Source organism: Streptomyces sp. NPDC034043, assembly GCF_055575675.1.
Window position 1 is genome coordinate 677,614 of sequence record NZ_JBVISF010000002.1, and the last position, 17,149, is coordinate 694,762.

At 72.1% G+C, this 17,149-nt stretch carries 14 protein-coding genes; 5 read left to right on the forward strand and 9 right to left on the reverse strand.

Annotated elements, in window-relative coordinates; genetic code table 11:
- Positions 1-47 precede the first annotated feature (47 nt).
- Both ACZ51S_RS07730 and ACZ51S_RS07735 read right to left on the reverse strand, forming a co-directional pair.
- Positions 48-1,235 (reverse strand): amino acid aminotransferase, encoded by a 1,188-nt coding sequence (locus ACZ51S_RS07730; RefSeq protein ID WP_468479912.1) that lies wholly within the window; start codon positions 1,233-1,235, stop codon positions 48-50.
- Positions 1,228-2,244: a DMT family transporter gene (locus tag ACZ51S_RS07735; protein ID WP_468479913.1), complete on the reverse strand. Its 1,017-nt coding sequence runs from the start codon at positions 2,242-2,244 to the stop codon at positions 1,228-1,230. Before ACZ51S_RS07735 ends, ACZ51S_RS07730 begins: the two co-directional genes overlap by 8 nt.
- A gap of 155 nt (positions 2,245-2,399) precedes the next feature.
- Between ACZ51S_RS07735 and ACZ51S_RS07740 the strand changes: the two genes are divergently transcribed.
- On the forward strand, positions 2,400-2,882 hold the full coding sequence (locus tag ACZ51S_RS07740; RefSeq protein ID WP_468479914.1) for an Lrp/AsnC family transcriptional regulator: 483 nt from the start codon (positions 2,400-2,402) through the stop codon (positions 2,880-2,882).
- 173 nt (positions 2,883-3,055) lie between these two features.
- Positions 3,056-3,445: a DUF6191 domain-containing protein gene (locus ACZ51S_RS07745; RefSeq protein ID WP_468479915.1), complete on the forward strand. Its 390-nt coding sequence runs from the start codon at positions 3,056-3,058 to the stop codon at positions 3,443-3,445.
- Here the strand turns inward: ACZ51S_RS07745 and ACZ51S_RS07750 are convergent.
- The 3 genes from ACZ51S_RS07750 to ACZ51S_RS07760 form a co-directional block, all read right to left on the reverse strand.
- Positions 3,442-3,951 carry an O-acetyl-ADP-ribose deacetylase gene (locus ACZ51S_RS07750; protein ID WP_468479916.1) on the reverse strand — a complete coding sequence of 170 codons (510 nt, stop codon included), beginning with the start codon at positions 3,949-3,951 and terminating at the stop codon, positions 3,442-3,444. The two genes, ACZ51S_RS07745 and ACZ51S_RS07750, sit on opposite strands and share 4 nt — an antisense overlap.
- The gene (locus ACZ51S_RS07755) at positions 3,951-5,369 is read right to left on the reverse strand and encodes a phytoene desaturase family protein (protein ID WP_468960089.1); all 1,419 of its coding nucleotides are present in this window, start codon (positions 5,367-5,369) and stop codon (positions 3,951-3,953) included. Before ACZ51S_RS07755 ends, ACZ51S_RS07750 begins: the two co-directional genes overlap by 1 nt.
- A gap of 149 nt (positions 5,370-5,518) precedes the next feature.
- Positions 5,519-6,343 carry an inositol monophosphatase family protein gene (locus ACZ51S_RS07760; RefSeq protein ID WP_468960092.1) on the reverse strand — a complete coding sequence of 275 codons (825 nt, stop codon included), beginning with the start codon at positions 6,341-6,343 and terminating at the stop codon, positions 5,519-5,521.
- 343 nt (positions 6,344-6,686) lie between these two features.
- Between ACZ51S_RS07760 and ACZ51S_RS07765 the strand changes: the two genes are divergently transcribed.
- The 3 genes from ACZ51S_RS07765 to ACZ51S_RS07775 all read left to right on the forward strand — a co-directional run bounded on the left by ACZ51S_RS07765 (position 6,687) and on the right by ACZ51S_RS07775 (position 10,137).
- Positions 6,687-7,730, forward strand: a complete 1,044-nt coding sequence (locus ACZ51S_RS07765; protein WP_468960094.1) for a M4 family metallopeptidase — start codon at positions 6,687-6,689, stop codon at positions 7,728-7,730.
- Between the two features lie 197 nt (positions 7,731-7,927).
- The gene (locus ACZ51S_RS07770; protein ID WP_468479925.1) at positions 7,928-9,502 is read left to right on the forward strand and encodes a M4 family metallopeptidase; all 1,575 of its coding nucleotides are present in this window, start codon (positions 7,928-7,930) and stop codon (positions 9,500-9,502) included.
- A gap of 89 nt (positions 9,503-9,591) precedes the next feature.
- A complete protein-coding gene (locus ACZ51S_RS07775; protein ID WP_468479920.1) occupies positions 9,592-10,137 on the forward strand; it encodes a GrpB family protein in 546 nt (181 codons plus the stop codon).
- Positions 10,138-10,216: 79 nt separating this feature from the next.
- On the opposite strand, the gene ACZ51S_RS07780 is transcribed toward ACZ51S_RS07775, so the two are convergent.
- The 4 genes from ACZ51S_RS07780 to ACZ51S_RS07795 form a co-directional block, all read right to left on the reverse strand.
- Positions 10,217-11,017 carry a hypothetical protein gene (locus ACZ51S_RS07780; RefSeq protein WP_468479921.1) on the reverse strand — a complete coding sequence of 267 codons (801 nt, stop codon included), beginning with the start codon at positions 11,015-11,017 and terminating at the stop codon, positions 10,217-10,219.
- Entirely contained in the window at positions 11,014-12,564 is a 1,551-nt protein-coding gene (gene wsfD, locus ACZ51S_RS07785; RefSeq protein ID WP_468960096.1) for a glycan biosynthesis hexose transferase WsfD, read from the reverse strand. Before wsfD ends, ACZ51S_RS07780 begins: the two co-directional genes overlap by 4 nt.
- Positions 12,565-12,723: 159 nt before the next feature.
- Positions 12,724-13,701 carry an alpha/beta hydrolase gene (locus ACZ51S_RS07790; protein ID WP_468960099.1) on the reverse strand — a complete coding sequence of 326 codons (978 nt, stop codon included), beginning with the start codon at positions 13,699-13,701 and terminating at the stop codon, positions 12,724-12,726.
- 469 nt (positions 13,702-14,170) lie between these two features.
- On the reverse strand, positions 14,171-17,110 hold the full coding sequence (locus ACZ51S_RS07795; protein WP_468960102.1) for a right-handed parallel beta-helix repeat-containing protein: 2,940 nt from the start codon (positions 17,108-17,110) through the stop codon (positions 14,171-14,173).
- Between the last annotated feature and the right edge of the window lie 39 nt (positions 17,111-17,149).

Below are 17,149 nucleotides of genomic sequence, written 5' to 3' on the forward strand. Positions count from 1 at the left end.
CCCCCCGGCGCTCCCGTTCCCCGGCACCCGCCGCCCCCCTCGGCGCGTCAGCGGCCCGCCAGCACTCCCCCGATGCCCCGCGCGAGGCAGGGGATCCGGTCGGCCGGGATGCCCGCGATGTTGATGCGCCCGGCGGTGGTCCCGTAGATCGCGTACTCCCGGCGCAGCCGGAGCATCTCCTGCGCCGTCAGCGGCAGCATCGAGAACATGCCCCGCTGCCGGGCGAGTGAACGCGCCTGCGCCTGGTGCCCCATGGCGTCCAGGCGTGCGGTCAGGTCCGCCCGGTTGGCCTCGATCCGGCCGCGCATCGCGTCCAGTTCCGCGCGCCAGAGGTCCCGCAGCCCCGCGTCGTCCAGGATCGTGGTGACGACGGCGGCCCCGTGCTCGGGCGGCATCGAGTACAGGGTCCGGGCGGCGTTCTGCAGGGCCGTCTCGGCGTGCCGCACCGCCCGCGCGGACGCGCCGAGGACGATGGCGCAGCCGGTGCGGTCGCTGTAGAGGCCGAAGTTCTTGGAGCAGCTCACGGCGATGAGCATCTCCGGGACCCGCTCGGCCAGCAGGCGCGTGGCCGCCAGATCGGCCTCCAGCCCGTCGCCGAGTCCGTGGTAGGCGAGGTCGATGAAGGGGACCCAGCCGTTCCGGGCCGCCAGCTCCGCCAGCGCCGCCCAGTCCCGCGGCGCGGGGTCGGCCCCGGTCGGGTTGTGGCAGCACCCCTGGAGCAGGACGACGTCGTCGCGCCGCGCCCCCGCGAGGCCGTCCAGGACCCCGGCGGCGTCGAAGCCGCCCTCGGCGTCGCACCAGCCGAAGGTACGGACCTCCAGGCCCGCGGCCTCCAGGATGGGGCGGTGGTTGACGTAGGCGGGGTCGCTGATCCACACGGTGGTGCCCGGGCGGGTCCGGCAGATCAGGTCGGCGAGCAGGCGCAGCGCGCCGGAGCCGGCGACGGTCTGCACGGCCGCGGCGCGGTCGGACGGCCCCTGCGGGCCGAGGACCAGGTCCAGCAGGGCCCGGTTGAAGGCGGCGTTGCCCGAGAGCCCCCGGTACTCCTTGGACTCGGAACGCTCGGCGAGGCGTATCTCGGCCTCGCGGACGGCGGCCATGACCGGGGTGCGGCCGGTGTGGTCGCGGTAGACGCCGAGGACCAGGTTCAGCCGCTCGGCCCGCTCGTCGGAGCCGAACTCGTAGGTCAGGTCCCACAGCGGGTCGGTGGGCGGCGGGGGAAGGAGCTCAAGCATCTGCGGGGACCTCGGGGCGGGGACGCGGACGGACGGGGGGACGGGGAGGGACGGGTGTACGGCGGCGGTTGGCCAGCACCACCCCGGCGGTGATCAGCGGTACGCCGACCAGCACGGCCGGGGTCGGGGACTCGCCGAGGACGGGAATGGCGAGGAGGACGACGGCGACGGGGCTGAGGCTGCCGACGACGGAGCTGCGCTCGGCGCCGAGCCGGCGGATGGCGAAGGCGTACAGCAGGCCCGCGCACAGCCCGACCCCGAGCCCCTGCACCACGAGGAAGGTGACGATGTCGCCGCCCGTGGCGTGGGCGAGGCCGGTCGGGAGGACTCCGGTCAGCACCAGCAGCCCGATCACGGCGAAGGAGGGCAGGCACAGCAGCCCGATCGACCCGACGGGGTCGAGGTCCACGTCCCGCAGCCCCACCGTGTACAGCGCCCACAGGCCGCTGGCCACCAGGAGCGTGCCCGCTCCCTCCAGGACGCCGGCGTCCACGGGGACGACGTACCGCCAGACGAGGGCGGCCACCCCGGCCGCGATCAGCGCGAGTCCGGCCACCTGCGTGCCCCTGGGCAGTCCGTGGCCCCGGGCGGCCATCAGCGCGGCGACGAAGAGCGGGACCATGCCGGGGACGATCGATCCGACGAAGGCGGCCGAGGTCAGGGATCCGCCGTGCATGGCGGCGAGGAAGAACGGCACCCCCGCCCCGCAGACGATCTTGACGGCGGCGGCCGGCTTCACGGCGGCGATGCGGCGCCTGCGCCGCCACAGGGCCGGCAGCAGGACGAGGAGCGGGACGCCGAAGCGCAGCAGGGCCGCGTCGGCGGGCTCGAGGGTGGAGGCGCTCAGGCCGCGCGCGCTGAGGGCGAAGGCCGCCCAGATCGCCACGGTCACCAGCAGCGCGGCCATCCCCCGGGCCTGCGGTGACGGTCCGCGCCGGCGAGGGTTTCCGGCCGGCGGGACCGCCGTGTCGTGGGGCGCGGCCGCGCCGGTGGTGTTGGTCGCGACCAAGGAATCTGCTCCAGCCTGTGAGAGCGGGCCGGTCCGGCCCGTTCCATGGCAACGTTAGGGCTTGTGCCGGGGCAGCCGATTGCCAGTTCTGCCGCTCGGACATACGTTTGGGGCAGGATCTGCCAAGGAATGGCGGAGAAGCCCCAGGAGCAACCGTGGACGCGGTCGATCTGCAGATCATCCGGGAGTTGCAGGCCGACGGCCGCCTCTCCAACCAGGACCTCGCGGACCGCGTCCGCCTCTCCCCCTCCCCCTGCCTGCGCCGCGTCCGCCGGCTGGAGGAGGCGGGCCTGATCCGCGGCTACACGGCGGTGGTGGACCAGGTGTCCTTCGGGCTCCCGATCACCGTCTTCGTGCGCATCCGCCTGGAACGGCACACGGCGGAGGCCGTCGCCCTGTTCGAGGAGCACGTCGCCGTCATCGAGCACATCCAGGACTGCTATCTGATGGCGGGCAGCAGCGACTACCTGCTCCGGGTGGTCATCGAGGACCTGGAGGCGTACGAGTCCCTGGTGCGCCACCGCATCCACGCCATCCCCGGCATCGCGTCGATCGAGTCGAGCTTCGCGTACGGCAGCGTGAAGCGGTCCCGCACCTATCCGCGCCCCACCCCGGGCGGCGCCGCGCGGACCCCCTGAGGGCGGGCCGGGCGGAAGGACGCGGCACGGGGGTGCGCGGCTCGGCGCCGGGGGGCGGCGGCCCTCCCCCGCACGGGGGAGCCTGATCGTGCGCCGGTCTGATGCCCGCGCGCCGCGGGTCCCGGACAGTGGTCCACGGGTTGGCCGAGGACGATGAGGAAGCGGGGACATCCATGGCGGTCTGGCTCGGGTCGCTCCCGGCGTTCGTATGCCTGCTGGCCGTGTTCGCCGTGGTGGAAAGCGTGTGGCGATGGTTCACGGGGCTGGGCCTGATCCCGTGGGTACGCAGGCGCACGGGCCGGTCGCTGTCGAGCATCGCCTTCGACGAGTTCACGGCGGTCGTGAACGGGAACAAGACGGCCGAGCTGGAGCAGCGGCGGGTGGAGCTGCTGAGGCGGGACGACGAGAGCGACGGTGCGCCGCCACGCCGCTCCCGCGTCAACCTGACCGGCGGCACGGCGTGCATCGTGCTGCCGCCGGAGGCTCCCAGTCGCATGCCGGGGCCGGATGGTGGCCGCGCCGGCCGCGATGGCCCCGGCGCGTGCGGACCAGCCGGCGACTAGGTCGTGGCGGCTTCGAAGGCCGCGTAGGCGGCGGCGTCGAAGAGGACGAAGCGGACCTCCTCCACCGACGTGCGGGCGGTCCGGACGGTTTCGACCGCGATGCGGGCGCCGTCGTCCATCGGCCAGCCGTAGATGCCGGTGGAGATCGCCGGGAAGGCCACCGTACGCGCCCCCAGCCCGTCGGCGACGCGCAGGGATTCCCGGTAGCAGGAGGCGAGGAGGTGCGACCGGTCCTCCTCCCGTGACCAGACCGGGCCCACGGTGTGGATGACGTGCTCGGCGGGCAGCCGGCCGGCGGTGGTGGCGACGGCCTGGCCGGTCGGGAGGCCCTTGCCGTAGTGGGAGCGGCGCAGGTCCTGGCAGGCGGCGAGGATCTCGGGGCCGCCGCGCCGGTGGATGGCGCCGTCCACTCCCCCGCCGCCGAGCAGCGAGGAGTTCGCCGCGTTGACGATCGCGTCGGCCTCCTCGGCCGTGATGTCGCCCTGGACGAGGGTGATGCGTACCATCAGCCGGCCTTTCGCAGGTGCCGCCAGACCGCCTTGGCGGCGTTGTGTCCGGACATGCCGTGCACGCCCGGGCCCGGCGGGGTCGCCGAGGAGCAGAGGAACACCGCCGGGTGGGCGGTGGTGTACGGGGACAGGGTGAGCTTGGGCCGGAGCAGGAGCTGGAGGCCGGAGGCGGCGCCGCAGGCGATGTCCCCGCCGACGTAGTTGGGGTTGCGGGCCGCGAGCTGCGGCGGGCCCGCCGTGGCGCGGGCCAGCACCAGGTCGCGGAAGCCGGGGGCGAAGCGCTCCAGCTGCCGTTCGACGGCTTCGGTGAGGTCTCCGTCCCAGCCCGAGGGGACGTGGCCGTACGCCCAGAAGACGTGCTTGCCCTCCGGTGCCCGGCCGGGATCCACCAGGCTGGGCTGGGCGGTGATGAGGAAGGGGGTGCGCGGGGCGCGGCCGCCCGAGGCCAGCTGGAGGGCGGCGTCGATGTCGCGGCTGCCGGGGCCGATCTGGACGGTGCCGGCCCTGCGGGCGGCCTCGGCGGTCCAGGGGACGGGCCCGTCGAGGGCGTAGTCGAGCTTGAAGGCCGCCGCGCCGTACCGGTAGCCGTCGTACGCCCGGCCGAGGCGGGCGATCCGGGCCAGCGCGGTCGGCGAGGTGTCGAAGACGTAGGCGCGGGCCGGGGGCAGGTCGTCGAGGCGCTTGACCTCGAAGCCGGTGTGGAGGGTGCCGCCGAGGTCCGTCAGGTAGCCGGCGAGGGCGTCGGAGATGGACTGCGAGCCGCCGCGCGGCATCGGCCAGCCGCCGGCGTGCGCGGCGAGGGCGAAGACCAGGCCAACAGCGCTAGTGGCGATCCCGTTGAGCGGGGCCATGACGTGCGCGACGAGTCCGGCGAACAGGGCACGGGCGCGGTCGTCGTGGAAGCGGCGCAGCAGCCAGGTGGAGGGCGGCAGTCCGGCGAGGCCGAAGCGGGCCAGGGTGAGGGGGTACCGGGGCAGGGCGGTGTTGGGCAGGGACATGAAGTCCCGGGCGAGGGTGTCCCATGTGCCGAGGAACGGTTCCACCAGCCGCCGGTACACGCCCGCGTCGCGCGGCCCGAGGGAGGCCGCCGTCTCCGCCACGGAACGGGCGAGCACGGCCGCCGTGCCGTCGTCGAAGGGGTGCGCCATGGGCAGCGGGGCGTGCAGCCACTCCAGCCCGTAGCGCGCCAGCGGCATGGTCGCGAACACCGGGGAGCCGGCGCCGAGCGGGTGCACCGCGGAGCAGGGGTCGTGCCGGAACCCGGGGAGGGTCAGCTCCTCGGTGCGGGCGCCGCCGCCGATCGTCCCGGCGGCCTCGAAAACGGCCACCGAGTGGCCCCGGCGGGCCAGTTCGACGGCGGCCGTCAGGCCGTTGGGCCCCGCCCCCACCACGACTGCGTCGAGAATCGACGGCACTGACAACAGCTCCTTCGTCCGGCGACGGCAACTGCCTCCAGCCTAGGCCCTGCCGTCGGAGCCCCTCCCGCGGCTATCGCGGTGAGGTGCTCCGCCGGCAGGTGCTCCGCGGGGAGGTGCTCCGCGGGCCTCGACGTCCGGCGCGGCGGCTACGCGCCCCGCAGCAGCTCGCGGACGCGGACCGCGGTGGCCTCGTCACGGCCGATCGCGAACGGGAGGGCGTTGTCCCGGTCCACCCGGAAGGGGACCCCGTCGACGGTGCTCTGTGCGCCGCCCGCCTCGGCGACCAGCAGCAGACCGGCCGCGTGGTCCCAGGCGGAGGGCCAGGTGAAGGCCAGCGCGTCAATCTCCCCGCGCGCCACCTTCAGGTACTCCAGACCCGCCGAACCGCACGGGCGGGCGGCGACGCCGGGCACGTCGAGCCGGGCCAGGTTCCGCCGGTCCTCCTCGGACGTGTACAGCGGGTGCGCGGTCGCCACGCGCAGCTCGGCGCCGGGCTCGGGCGAACCGCTGTGGATCCGCTCGCCGTTGACGTACGCGCCCTGCCCGCGTACGGCGGTGGCCATCTCGTCCAGGGCCGGGGCGAAGGTCCAGGAGGCGAGGATCTCGCCGCGCAGGGCGAGCGCCACCAGGGTGCAGAAGCCGGGGTCGCCGTTGACGAACTGCCGGGTGCCGTCGACCGGGTCGACGATCCACACCGGGGCGTCGGCGCGCAGTGCCCCGTAGACGTTCGGGTCGGCGTGCACGGCCTCCTCGCCGACCACGGCGGAGCCGGGAAGCAGCCGGGTCAGGGAGGCGGTGAGGTGTTCCTCGGCCTTCCGGTCGGCGATGGTCACGAGGTCGTGCGGGCCGCTCTTCTGGTCCACCTCGTGTTCGGCGAGCTGCCGGAACCGGGGCATGATCTCGACCGCCGCGGCCTTGCGGACGGCTTCGTCGACAGCGGACAGGTCAAGGGCCGGAAATTCATCGATCATGCCCCCAGCAAAGCACGTGCGGCTGACAAACCCATCGCCGTTTCCGGTCGGCGTCCCGTACACGGGGGTGCTGTCCGGTGAACGGCCGGACCGGCACCGGGCCCCGCCCCCGTCGGCTCCGCGTCGGTCTTCTCCGGCCGCCGCCTCCCCCAGGGCGCGGGCCGCCGGGGGGTGGAGGCCTCGCCCGGGGCGAGGGACCACGGCGAGTACTTCAGCAGCGTCCGGGCGAGGGCGTGTGGTCCGAAGCCTGGTCAAAGGCGCCGCGCGTGCGCAAGGATGCCGCGTCCGCACCACGCGGCCGCTCTTTTCTCCGCCATCCCGCACCCCTCACAGGAGGATGTCCATGCCGCGCACACCCCGCGGGTTCGTCGCGACGGCCACCGCCGCCGTCGCACTGTTCGGTCTCGCCGTCCCCGCCTCGGCCACCGCGCCCCGGCCCGCCAACGCCCTGCCGCAGGGCCGCGTGTTCATGGTCAACCCCGTGCAGTCGTCCGGCGACCAGACGCTCAGCGACGCCAAGGACTCCGCCGGCGCGATACCCGCGTCCGCCTACGCCACCGCCGCGCTGCGCAACCTCGACGCCAGTGGCGGCCTTTCGGGCAAGTGGGCCGCCGTCCGCTCGGAGACCGGCGCGCCGGCCTCGGTGGCCGACGCCGCGGGCTACAACCGCTCCGACGACCAGTTCGAGCAGGTCATGGCCTACTTCTGGCTCAACGAGGCGCAGGAGTACCTCCAGAGCCTCGGCTTCGGCAGCGAGCTGCCCGGCGCCAACGACCGCGTCCAGCCGGTCCGCATCAACCAGTGGGGCGCCGACAACTCCTACTTCACCGACAAGAAGGCCGAGATCCGCTTCGGCAAGGGCGGTGTGGACGACGCCGAAGACGCCGAGGTCATCCTCCACGAGTACGGGCACGCCGTGCACCACGCGCAGGTCCCCGGCTTCGGCACTTCCACGGAGGCCGGGGCGATCGGCGAGGCCTTCGGCGACTACCTGGCCGTGGAGGTCGGCGACCACGCCGCCGCCGCGTACGGCTGGCCCCGGGTGGCGGACCGGGCGTGCGTCGCCGACTGGGACTCGGTCCCGTACAGCGCCGCCCCGCACTGCCTGCGCCGCATCGACGGGACGAAGGTGTACGAGGACCGGGTGGGCGAGGTCCACGCCGACGGCGAGATCTGGTCCCGCGCCCTGTTCGACATCCGCGGCGCCCTCGGCGCCAGGACCGCCGACCGCATCATCGTGAACGCCCAGTTCCGGTTCGCCCCGGACACCGGCTTCCGGGAGGCGGCGCTGGCCACGATCGACACCGCCCGGAGCATGTACGGACAGAGCGCGGCGGACGCCGTCCGTACCGCGTTCAAGGACCGCCGGATCCCCGGGGTCCAGTAGGCCCCGACCGCCCGGCGCCCGCCGCACCGGGGGCGGGCGCCGGAATGCTCCGGTTTTCGGTCGTTGAGCGGACATCGATCTCCGCTCCCCGGATAACAGCAGGTCAAATAATTGTTGCGTACCTGTCATTAGGTGGCTTCTCTCTGGCAATCTCCCTGGCGTCCCCCACGACACCAGGAGAGCGAGTGACCCACCCCATGTCCTCTTCCCCCACCTCTCGCAACCGCACCCGCATGCTGCGCACCGCCGCCGTCGTCGCCTCGGCCGCGATGGTCGCGGTCGCGGTCCAGAGCGGCACGGTCAGCGCCGCGGCCGAACGGGAGGCGGGCGCGACCGCCCTCCCGCTGTCGTCCGGCGCCCGCGCCCAGGCGATATCCGCCGCGCAGAGCGAGGCGGCGACCACCGCCCGCGCCATCGGCCTCTCCTCCGAGGAACGCCTCGTGGCGCGGGACGTCATCAAGGACGCCGACGGCACGGTGCACACCCGGTACGAGCGCACCTACGCCGGACTCCCGGTCCTCGGCGGCGATCTGGTGGTCCACCAGAAGAAGGACGGCAGCCGCAAGACGACCAAGGGCACCGAGGCCCGCATCGCCCCGGCGGCCGCACGCGGCCTGAAGCCCGCTCCCGCCGGCGCCCGGCAGGTCGTATGGGCCGCCACCGGCACGCCGGTCTTCGCCTACGAGTCCGTCGTCACCGGCACCGAGCCCGACGGCACTCCCAGCGAGCGCCACGTCATCACGGACGCCGCGACGGGTGCCGAGCTCTACGCGTACGAGGCCATCCACACCGGGACCGGCACCAGCGGCTACTCCGGCACCGTCCCCCTCGGCACCACGCAGAGCGGATCCGCGTACAGCCTGACCGACGCCGCGCGCGGCAGCCACAAGACCTACGACCTGAACGGCGCGGCCTCCACCGCCACCGGCACCCTCTTCACCGACGCCGACGACGCGTGGGGCGACGGCACCCCGTCCAACCGGCAGACCGCCGCTGTCGACGCCCACTACGGCGCGGCCGTGACCTGGGACTTCTACAAGTCCGAACTCGGCCGCAACGGCATCGCCGGCGACGGCAAGGCCGCGTACTCCCGCGTCCACTACGGCAACGCCTACGTCAACGCGTTCTGGTCCGACAGCTGCTTCTGCATGACCTACGGCGACGGCGCGAACAACCAGAAGCCGCTCACCTCACTGGACGTCGCGGGCCACGAGATGAGCCACGGCCTGACGGCGGCCACGGCCAAGCTGAACTACAGCCGCGAGTCGGGCGGCCTGAACGAGGCGACCAGCGACATCCTCGGCACCTCGGTGGAGTTCTTCGCCAACAACTCCTCCGACGCCGGCGACTACCTCATCGGCGAGAAGATCGACATCCGCGGCAACGGCACGCCGCTGCGCTACATGGACAAGCCCAGCAAGGACGGCGTCTCCGCCGACTACTGGTCCAAGACCGTCGGCCGGCTGGACGTCCACCACTCCTCCGGCGTCGGCAACCACTTCTTCTACCTGCTCTCCGAGGGCAGCGGCGCCAAGACGGTCAACGGGGTGTCCTACGACTCCCCGACCTACGACGGCTCCACCGTCGCCGGGATCGGCCGCACCAAGGCGTACAAGATCTGGTACAAGGCGCTCTCCACCTACATGACCTCGACCACCAACTACGCGGGTGCCCGCACCGCGACCCTCCAGGCGGCGGCCGACCTCTACGGCGCCTCCGGCCCGGAGTACCAGCAGGTGGCGGCCGCCTGGAAGGCCGTCAACGTCAACTGACCCACCCCGGGGCTCCTCGAGGACGGGATGGCCGCTCCGCCCGACGCTCCCGTGTCACGGCTGTGGCGAGCCGTGGAACACTCCTCGGTATGGGAGAGCCGGTCGACGTCATGCCTTACGACCCCGCTTGGCCGGCCATGTTCGCCAAGCGGGGCGCGGGCCTACGTACAGCCCTCGGTGATACTGCGGTTCGCATCGACCACATCGGGTCCACCTCGGTGCCAGGGCTGGCGGCCAAGCCGGTGATCGACATCCAGATCTCGGTCACATCGCTGGAGCCGACCGAGGAGTTCCTGGGCCCGCTCACCGGCATGGGCTTCGTGTACCGGGCGGACAACCCCGAACGGACCAAGCGGTACTTCCGGGAACCGCCGGGCCGGCACCGCACACACGTGCACGTGCGACAGCTGGGCACCTTCTCCCAGCAGTTCCCCCTCCTGTTCCGCGACTACCTCCGCTGCCACACGTCCGCCGCGGCCGAGTACGCGGAAGCCAAACGGCGCTGCGCGGCCCGTTTCCGTGACGACCGGCCCGGCTACGTCCAAGCGAAGGACGACTTCGTGTGGGACGTCATCCGACGCGCTGACGCATGGGCCCAGCGCACCGGTTGGACCGCCGGTCCCAGTGACGCCTGAACTGCCGGTCCGACACCTCCGCTGCTGCATGCGCCCGGCGTGCGGTCGTGCGCCGAGCGCACGTACACGCCTGTGCCGATCAGTGGGCCCAGGGCAGACGAACCGCCTCGATCTCGGAGTCGTTCAGCAACGCGTCGATGAGGGCCGGGGGGCCGGCGACCTTGGTGGCCCATAGGTCGTAATCGGTGCACAGGACCCAGGAGTGGTCGTCGGCCCACAGGTTGGACGGGCTGAAATCCGCTTCGGACAGGTCGTACAGGACCTCGGCATCGCCGAGTCGCCCCGCACGCACATGAAGGTTGTCGAAGTCGGCGGCTCCGAGCGTCAGCGGGTTGTAGTAGGCCGAGCAGCGGGTGTCGGGGCCCTCGGGACCGTAATGGGTGAGGACGGCGATCAGTCGGCTCCAGGTCTCACGGTCCAGGCTCCCTTCGGTCGGCGGTACCACGCCCAGCGGCCAGCTGCCCTCCTTCTTGGCCGAGGGGAAACAGCGATAGGAGGGCATCAGCCCGTCGGGCACGATGGGGTCGCCGGTCCGCCGGGCGAGCTCGGCCCAGCGCAGCCGCCGCCAGCCGGGGCCGGGGTGCCGGGCCCGGCCCAGACCCCCTCCGGTGGTGATGCCCACGGCGTCGAGATCGATGTCCCCCACGACGTGGGGCCGGGTGCTCCCGTCGGCAAGACGTGCCTGGTGGTGCTCGTGGTACGACACGTCGAACGGCCCCTGCTCGTGCTCGTACATCGCGTTCAGCACCCACACCGCGTCGGGCATCGCCGGAGGCATGAACCCGGTCAGGCCGTCGCCGCACAGCTCCAGCAGCCAGTCGGCGGCACCGGACGGCGCGGGCGGCCACAGGCAGGAGACATCGGGAGTTCCTCGACTCAAAGCTTGGCCAGCCCTGCGAGGGCTGCGCGCCCGCTCCTCGCGGTCGCGTCTTCCTCAGCCTCCTCCTCGGCTGTGGATCTCACAGCGGCGGGGGTGCACAGCACAGCGGCCGCCGCCAATACGAAGGCCAGGCCGGTGGCGAAGATGCCGAAGATCAGGTGCTTGGTGTTCTCGATCGCCTCGCCGTACATGGCGGTGACGAACTGGGTCAGGGTGGCCCCGCCGAGGCAGATCATCATGGCCAGGAAAGCGCGGCGACGCGGGTTGTCCGGGCTGCGGCGCAGCCACCAGGCGCCGGCCACCACGAGCGCGAATTGGAGGCCGAGCACCCAGCCGCCGCCAAGGGTCCGCAGGAATCCGGTGTAGAGGGCCAGTCGGTGCTCCTGGGCGCCGGCCGGCTTGCCGGCGCTGACCGGGTAGGAGCCGAGGTTGTCCGGCCGGGAGGCGGCGAAGTCGTCCAGCCCGCCGTCGGCGATCCGGAGCGCGACGCCGGGGTGCTTGGCCAGGTAGGTGCCGATGTTGGTGTAGGTGATGCGGTCCCGGACTTCGGGCCAGCGGGGGTCCTTCTGGGGTGCCTTCTCCCCCCACCAGTTCAGCCCGGCGTACTGGCCGAAGTCGGCCGGCAGCCCGAGCTCGACGGCGTCCTTGGCAGGGTCGGGGCTCTTGCCCATGATCCCCACGAAGATCACTTCGGTCCGGTTGATCTCCTTGAAGGCCTCCATCTGGAACAGCAGCGTGTGCGTGCCCGCCGCGCCGATCACCACCGCGGCAGCGAGCGGGAGCACCCGGGCGGAGAACCGGCCGGCGAGCCGGCCGACCGGTACTTCGGAGAAGAGCAGGAGCGCCAGGAGGGGGACAGCCATGGTGAGTGCCTGCATCTTGGATCCCACCAGGGTGACCGACCCGACGGTGAACAGCAGCAGCCCGCCGAGCCTGGCCCGGGGCGAACCGCCGAGGTGGACCGCACCCGCGGTGGCGAGCAGCAACCCGGTCAGCCCGGCCAGCTCACTGAACGGCGAAGCGGCGTACCCCGCCACCACGGAGTCCCCGACCACCAGGAACAGCGCGGCACAGACCAGCAGGCGGAGCAGGAGACGGCCCCGCAGCGCGATGGCGAAGACCGCGAAGGCCACGCCCACCAGGGCGCACCAGAGCAGTGCCTGGGCCCGGAGGTCAATCGCGCCCGGATAGCCGAGCAGGTGGCTCAGCGGCCGGGCCAGCATGGGCATCCACTTGCCGCTGCCCGGGTAGGTGTTCGCGGATGTGCACGCCTCCGGGCTGGCCTGGTCATACCGGAAGTTGGCGTAGTGGAACCACCGCGCGGACCCCTTGTCGAGGTGGACGGAAGTGTCGAGCGCGCACATCCGGGACGGACCGTCACCGTTGTCCGCCATCCCGATCGGGCCGTTGTGGAAGATCCGGAGGGCCATCGCCACGGCGGCGGCCAGGCCGACCAGCGGGCCGAACACCCACCAGCGGCCGAAGGATCCCGCCAGGCGGGCGGAGGCCCCCGCCGCACGACACCCCCACACCCCCGATGTTCGCATATGCGTACTCTGATCTCTCACCCGGACATATTAGTCCAGCTGTTCGATACGCCAGCACCCCCAGGGCCGCGAGCTGGGCTTCACGGGCGAACCCCCGCGTCTGCGTCCTGGAGCTCGGCCCCGCGCTCGAGGCGCTGACGACGGGCACCGGAGGGCAGGTCAGTCGTGGGCGGGGCCCTCCAGGTTCTTGGTGAGCCACTCCAGGGTGTGCGGGATCATCTTCCTGAAGTCCGAGGTGAGGTGCTTGCCGCCGGGCTGCTCGTAGTACTCGATGGACACCGGCGGGACCGCCTTGACCATCCAGCTCTTGACGACGCGCTTCTCGTAGGCGTCGGCACCGCCGGCCGTGACCAGCATCTTCACGTCGGCCTTGCCCTGGGTGACCAGCTGGTCGGGGCTGTTGGCCGCCTTCTCCGCGTCGTGTCCCTGCCACAGGCGCGAGTCCGGGGTGAAGTAGCCGTCGATCGGCACCGCGGCCTTGTAGACGTCCGGGTACTGCAGAGCGAGCTTGGCGCTGCAGAACCCTCCGGTGGAGGCGCCCATGACGCCCCAGCTGTCGCGGCCCTTCAGGGTACGGAAGTTGGCGCGGACCCAGTCCGGGATGTCCTGGGTCATCCAGGTCGCCATCTTGGGCTGGCCGGGGATGTCCGAACAGTCCAGCGTCTTCTTCTCGTCGCCGCTGAAGTTCTGCACCGGCATGATCATGATGAAGGGATGGGCCTTGCCCGCCTTGACCAGCCGCACGTCCTCCTCCTGGATCGGCAGCTCGCTGCCGGCCCAGGTGTTGTAGCCGTTGCTCTGACCGCCCGCGTACAAGGTCAGCACCGGAAAGCCGGTCTTGACGTATTTCGGGTCGTGGTACTCGGGAGGGAGCCAGACCCACACCTGGCCGGTCACGCCGGACTTCGGGCCGACCAGTCTGGTCGTCATGATCGGGCCGACGGCGGTGTCCCGGGCCTTGGTCATGGCGGCGGCCGGACCGGCCGGCATCTGCACCTTCCCGGCCGCGGAGGGGGAAGGGGCCGCGGCGGTCGGGCCGCTCGCCGCCGCGCTCTTCTTCCCCTTGTCACCCTTGGTACTCCCGCAGCCCGCGAGCGCGACGGCCAGAGCCACGGCGGTGGCGGTGGCGCCGGTCACGACGGCACGGGAACGGGAACGCTGTCCAAACACGGCGAGAACTCTCCAGAGCGCTGGGCGGAACGCCCTGTACGGAAGCGCACCTACAGCAGCTTTGCGACAGGGCACGCGATGGGCGGGTTGCGCCGCCGTGGAATCCTAACCTGGTCCATTCGGGTTATCGGACAACCCTCAGGTCAGCTGCCGCGACGCCCCGCACACCTGCGCGGACACGGGATCAAGGCAACGATTCCGGGTCCTGCGGACCGAGCCCGCAACCGCCCCGGGCGGGGCTCACGCGGCGGCCGTCCCGCCGAAGTTCGACAGGGACGACTCCAAGCATCGGCACGCGATCGAGTGCGGGATCAACCGCCTCAAGCGCCACCGGGCCGCCGCCACCAGGCACGACGAAATCGCGGTCCGATACGAGGCGACAGTGCCGGTCGCAGCCATCAACGAGTGGCTGTGAACAGCACTTTCACAACCCGCCCTAGCCGGCGGCGTCCTCCGGGAGGAGGACGCGGAGATCGTCCAGGGTCGCTTCACGGCCGGTGCGTTCGAGGGCGGCGATGCGGCGGGCATGGGCGCTCTTGACCTCGTCGAAAAGTTTTCTGATCTCGCGGGCGTTGCCTTGGGCGAACCTCTCGGGGTCGGCGGCGATCTGGGTTCGGACCGCCTGGAGAGTGGCGTCCGGGGTCTCGAAGCCGGAACGCTCCGCGTGGTGAGCCAGGATGGTGAGCAGTTCCTCAGGGCTGTAGGCGGGGAAGCCGATGGTGGCCGAGAACCGGGAGGCCAGACCGGGGTTGACGTCGAGGAAGGCCGTCATCTCGTCGGTGTAGCCGGCGGCGATTACGACCACCTCGTCCCGGTGGTCCTCCATCAGCTTCACCAGGGTGTCGATCGCCTCCTGCCCGAAGTCGTGTCCCGTTCCGCCCGGGCGGGCCAGGGTGTAGGCCTCGTCGATGAACAGAACGCCGCCACGGGCTCGTTCGAACTGCTCGGCGGTCTGGAGGGCGGTGCTTCCGACCCATGGGCCGACCAGGTCGCTGCGGGACACCTCGACCACCTGGCCACGGGCCAGGACGCCGAGAGCGGCGAGCAGGGAGCCGTACAGGCGGGCGACCGTGGTCTTGCCGGTGCCGGGCGGGCCGGAGAAGATCAGGTGGCTCGGCATCGGGTCGGCGGGAAGGCCGGCCTGCCGGCGTCGCCGGGTGGTGATGATCAGGTCGGTCAGGCCTCGGATCTGCGCCTTGATGTCCTCCAGCCCGACCATGGCCGAGAGCTCGGCGAGGATCGTGTCCAGTTGCGCGGAATCCCTGGCCTCCGCGAACCGTGCGCCCAGTCCGCGATCGACGACTCCGTCCAGGTCGTCGGGCAGGAGCAGGACCAGTTCCTCGGGTGAGGGGGTGTCCTCGCGGTCGGCCAGCCTGAGCGCCTGCTGTTCCAGGGCGGCCTCGAAGATCCGCCGGGCCTCCCGTCCATTGCCGAAGGTCTCGGTCCGCCGGACCTGCTGGAAGTGGGCCGCCAGCGCGGCCCGGGTCGGTTCGGCGAGCAGGAAGCCGTACTGCCCGGCCAGTCGCTCGAAGATGCCGACCAGCTCGTCCGGGCTGTAGTCCTCGAACTCGATGGTCCGGGAGATCCGCGACTGCAGGCCCGGGTTGGCGGACAGGAACTCGCGCATCTCGGCCGAGTAGCCCGCGAAGACGACGACGACTTCCTCCCGGTGGTCTTCCAGCAGCTTGACCAGCGTGTCGATCGCCTCCTGGCCGAAGTCGCTTCCGGTGCCGAATCGGCGGGAGAGGGTGTAGGCCTCGTCGATGAACAGCACTCCGCCGCGCGCCTTGTTGAAGACCGCGGTGGTCATCGCGGTCGTCTCGCCGAGGTGTGACCCGACCAGATCGGCGCGGGAGACCTCGGTGAAGTGGCCGCCGACGACCACGCCGAGCGCGGCCAGCAACCGGCCGTAGACGCGCGCGACGGTGGTCTTGCCAGTACCCGGGGAGCCCGAGAACACCATGTGCCGGCCGATCACCGGCCCTTCGGGCAGCCCCGCCGCCCGGCGCTGTTCGGCGACCCGCAGGAACTTGACCAGCTTCCGGATCTCTTCCTTGACTTCCCGCAGCCCGACCATGGCGTCCAGCTCGGCCAGCAGGCCGTCCATCGCCTCGGCCGTCACGGGCGTCTCCGCCCCGGCGGGCTCGGTCCGCGCGGGCGCCACAGCCGCCGCTGCCGGGGCCGGGGCCTGCGCCGAAGCGGCCGTCGCCACGGGCGAGACCTCCAGGCGGTCTTCGGCCTTGTTGCCCTCCGCCACCAGATCCCGGATCTCGACATGGGAGCCCTGCGCAGTGATGATCCCCGGGCCGTCCGTACCGGTGACCTCACAGCCCTGAATCACCACCCGCGCCCCGGCGTCGACGCCGATGCCGGCCCGGCCGTTGCGCGCCACCAGGGTGCCGTTCATGATCAAGGAGCCGTCGCCGGTGACGCCCACTCCGAGGTCGGACTCCGAGACCACTCCCCTGACCAGGGCCACCCTGCCCCCATCGCCGGCCAGGATCCCGTGCGCGCCGGCCCGCACGACTTCGCAGTCGGTGAGGGTGGCCGTCGACCGCTCGTCCGCCAAGGCCCCGTTGCGTTCGGCGTCCCTGACGGTCATCCGGGCGGCGGTCAGGTTGCCGGAGGTCGTGCACCAGACGCCGTCGACCGCCGGCTCCGCGATGAGGAGGCCGTGGACATCGGCCTGCCCACTGTCGCGCACCACCAGACCGCACTGGGTCGAACGGTGGATCTCGCTGGCACGGATGGTGGCCTGCGCATGCTCCCGCACCAGGATCCCCGCCTGTCCGGTCTCCTCGACCCGGCACTGTTCGATCAGCGCGTTCACTCCCGAGGCCACGAGGATGCCGTGGTCCGCGGCGCCTTGCACCCGGGTGTTGCGGACGCTGACCCGGCTGCCGTCCCGCAGCGCGATACCGCAGAGGGCGGAGCCGATCACCGAGCTCTCCTCGATCAGGCCGGCGGCATCGGAGTAGACGACGGCCCCCTCGCGTACGGTGCTGCGCTGCAGGAAGAGCTCGGCTCCGCCCCAAGCGCTGACGGCGTTGCCGGACTTGGCGAGGAACTCACAGTCCTCCACCACCGCCGTACCGCCCACCGCATTCAGCACCCGTCCGGTCTCGTGCCAGTTGCGCAGGACCAGGCCCCGCAGTGTCATGTGGCCTTCCACCTGGAAGTTGTACGCGGCGGCCCCGTCGATGACGACTGATCCGCGTCCGCCGAGCGCGTTGACGGCGACCGTGCCCCAGCAGCGGAGTGCCTCGGTCCGGTAGTGACCCGGCGCGACGTCGATCAGGACCGGTCCGGTCGGCACGCTCGCCTCGAGCGCATCGGCGATCGTACGCAGCCCCCTCGGGTCCGTCTGCGAAACCAACAACCTGTACATGAGCACCCCGTTTACCGCGACGACCCG

Excerpts from the sequence above, each read along its gene's own strand:
- ACZ51S_RS07730 (WP_468479912.1), bottom strand. The coding sequence starts at position 1,235 with ATGCTTGAGCTCCTTCCCCCGCCGCCCACCGACCCGCTGTGGGACCTG.
- ACZ51S_RS07745 (WP_468479915.1), top strand. The coding sequence starts at position 3,056 with ATGGCGGTCTGGCTCGGGTCGCTCCCGGCGTTCGTATGCCTGCTGGCC.
- ACZ51S_RS07750 (WP_468479916.1), bottom strand. The coding sequence starts at position 3,951 with ATGGTACGCATCACCCTCGTCCAGGGCGACATCACGGCCGAGGAGGCC.
- ACZ51S_RS07760 (WP_468960092.1), bottom strand. The coding sequence starts at position 6,343 with ATGATCGATGAATTTCCGGCCCTTGACCTGTCCGCTGTCGACGAAGCC.
- ACZ51S_RS07765 (WP_468960094.1), top strand. The coding sequence starts at position 6,687 with ATGCCGCGCACACCCCGCGGGTTCGTCGCGACGGCCACCGCCGCCGTC.
- ACZ51S_RS07770 (WP_468479925.1), top strand. The coding sequence starts at position 7,928 with ATGTCCTCTTCCCCCACCTCTCGCAACCGCACCCGCATGCTGCGCACC.
- ACZ51S_RS07775 (WP_468479920.1), top strand. The coding sequence starts at position 9,592 with ATGGGAGAGCCGGTCGACGTCATGCCTTACGACCCCGCTTGGCCGGCC.
- wsfD (WP_468960096.1), bottom strand. The coding sequence starts at position 12,564 with ATGCGAACATCGGGGGTGTGGGGGTGTCGTGCGGCGGGGGCCTCCGCC.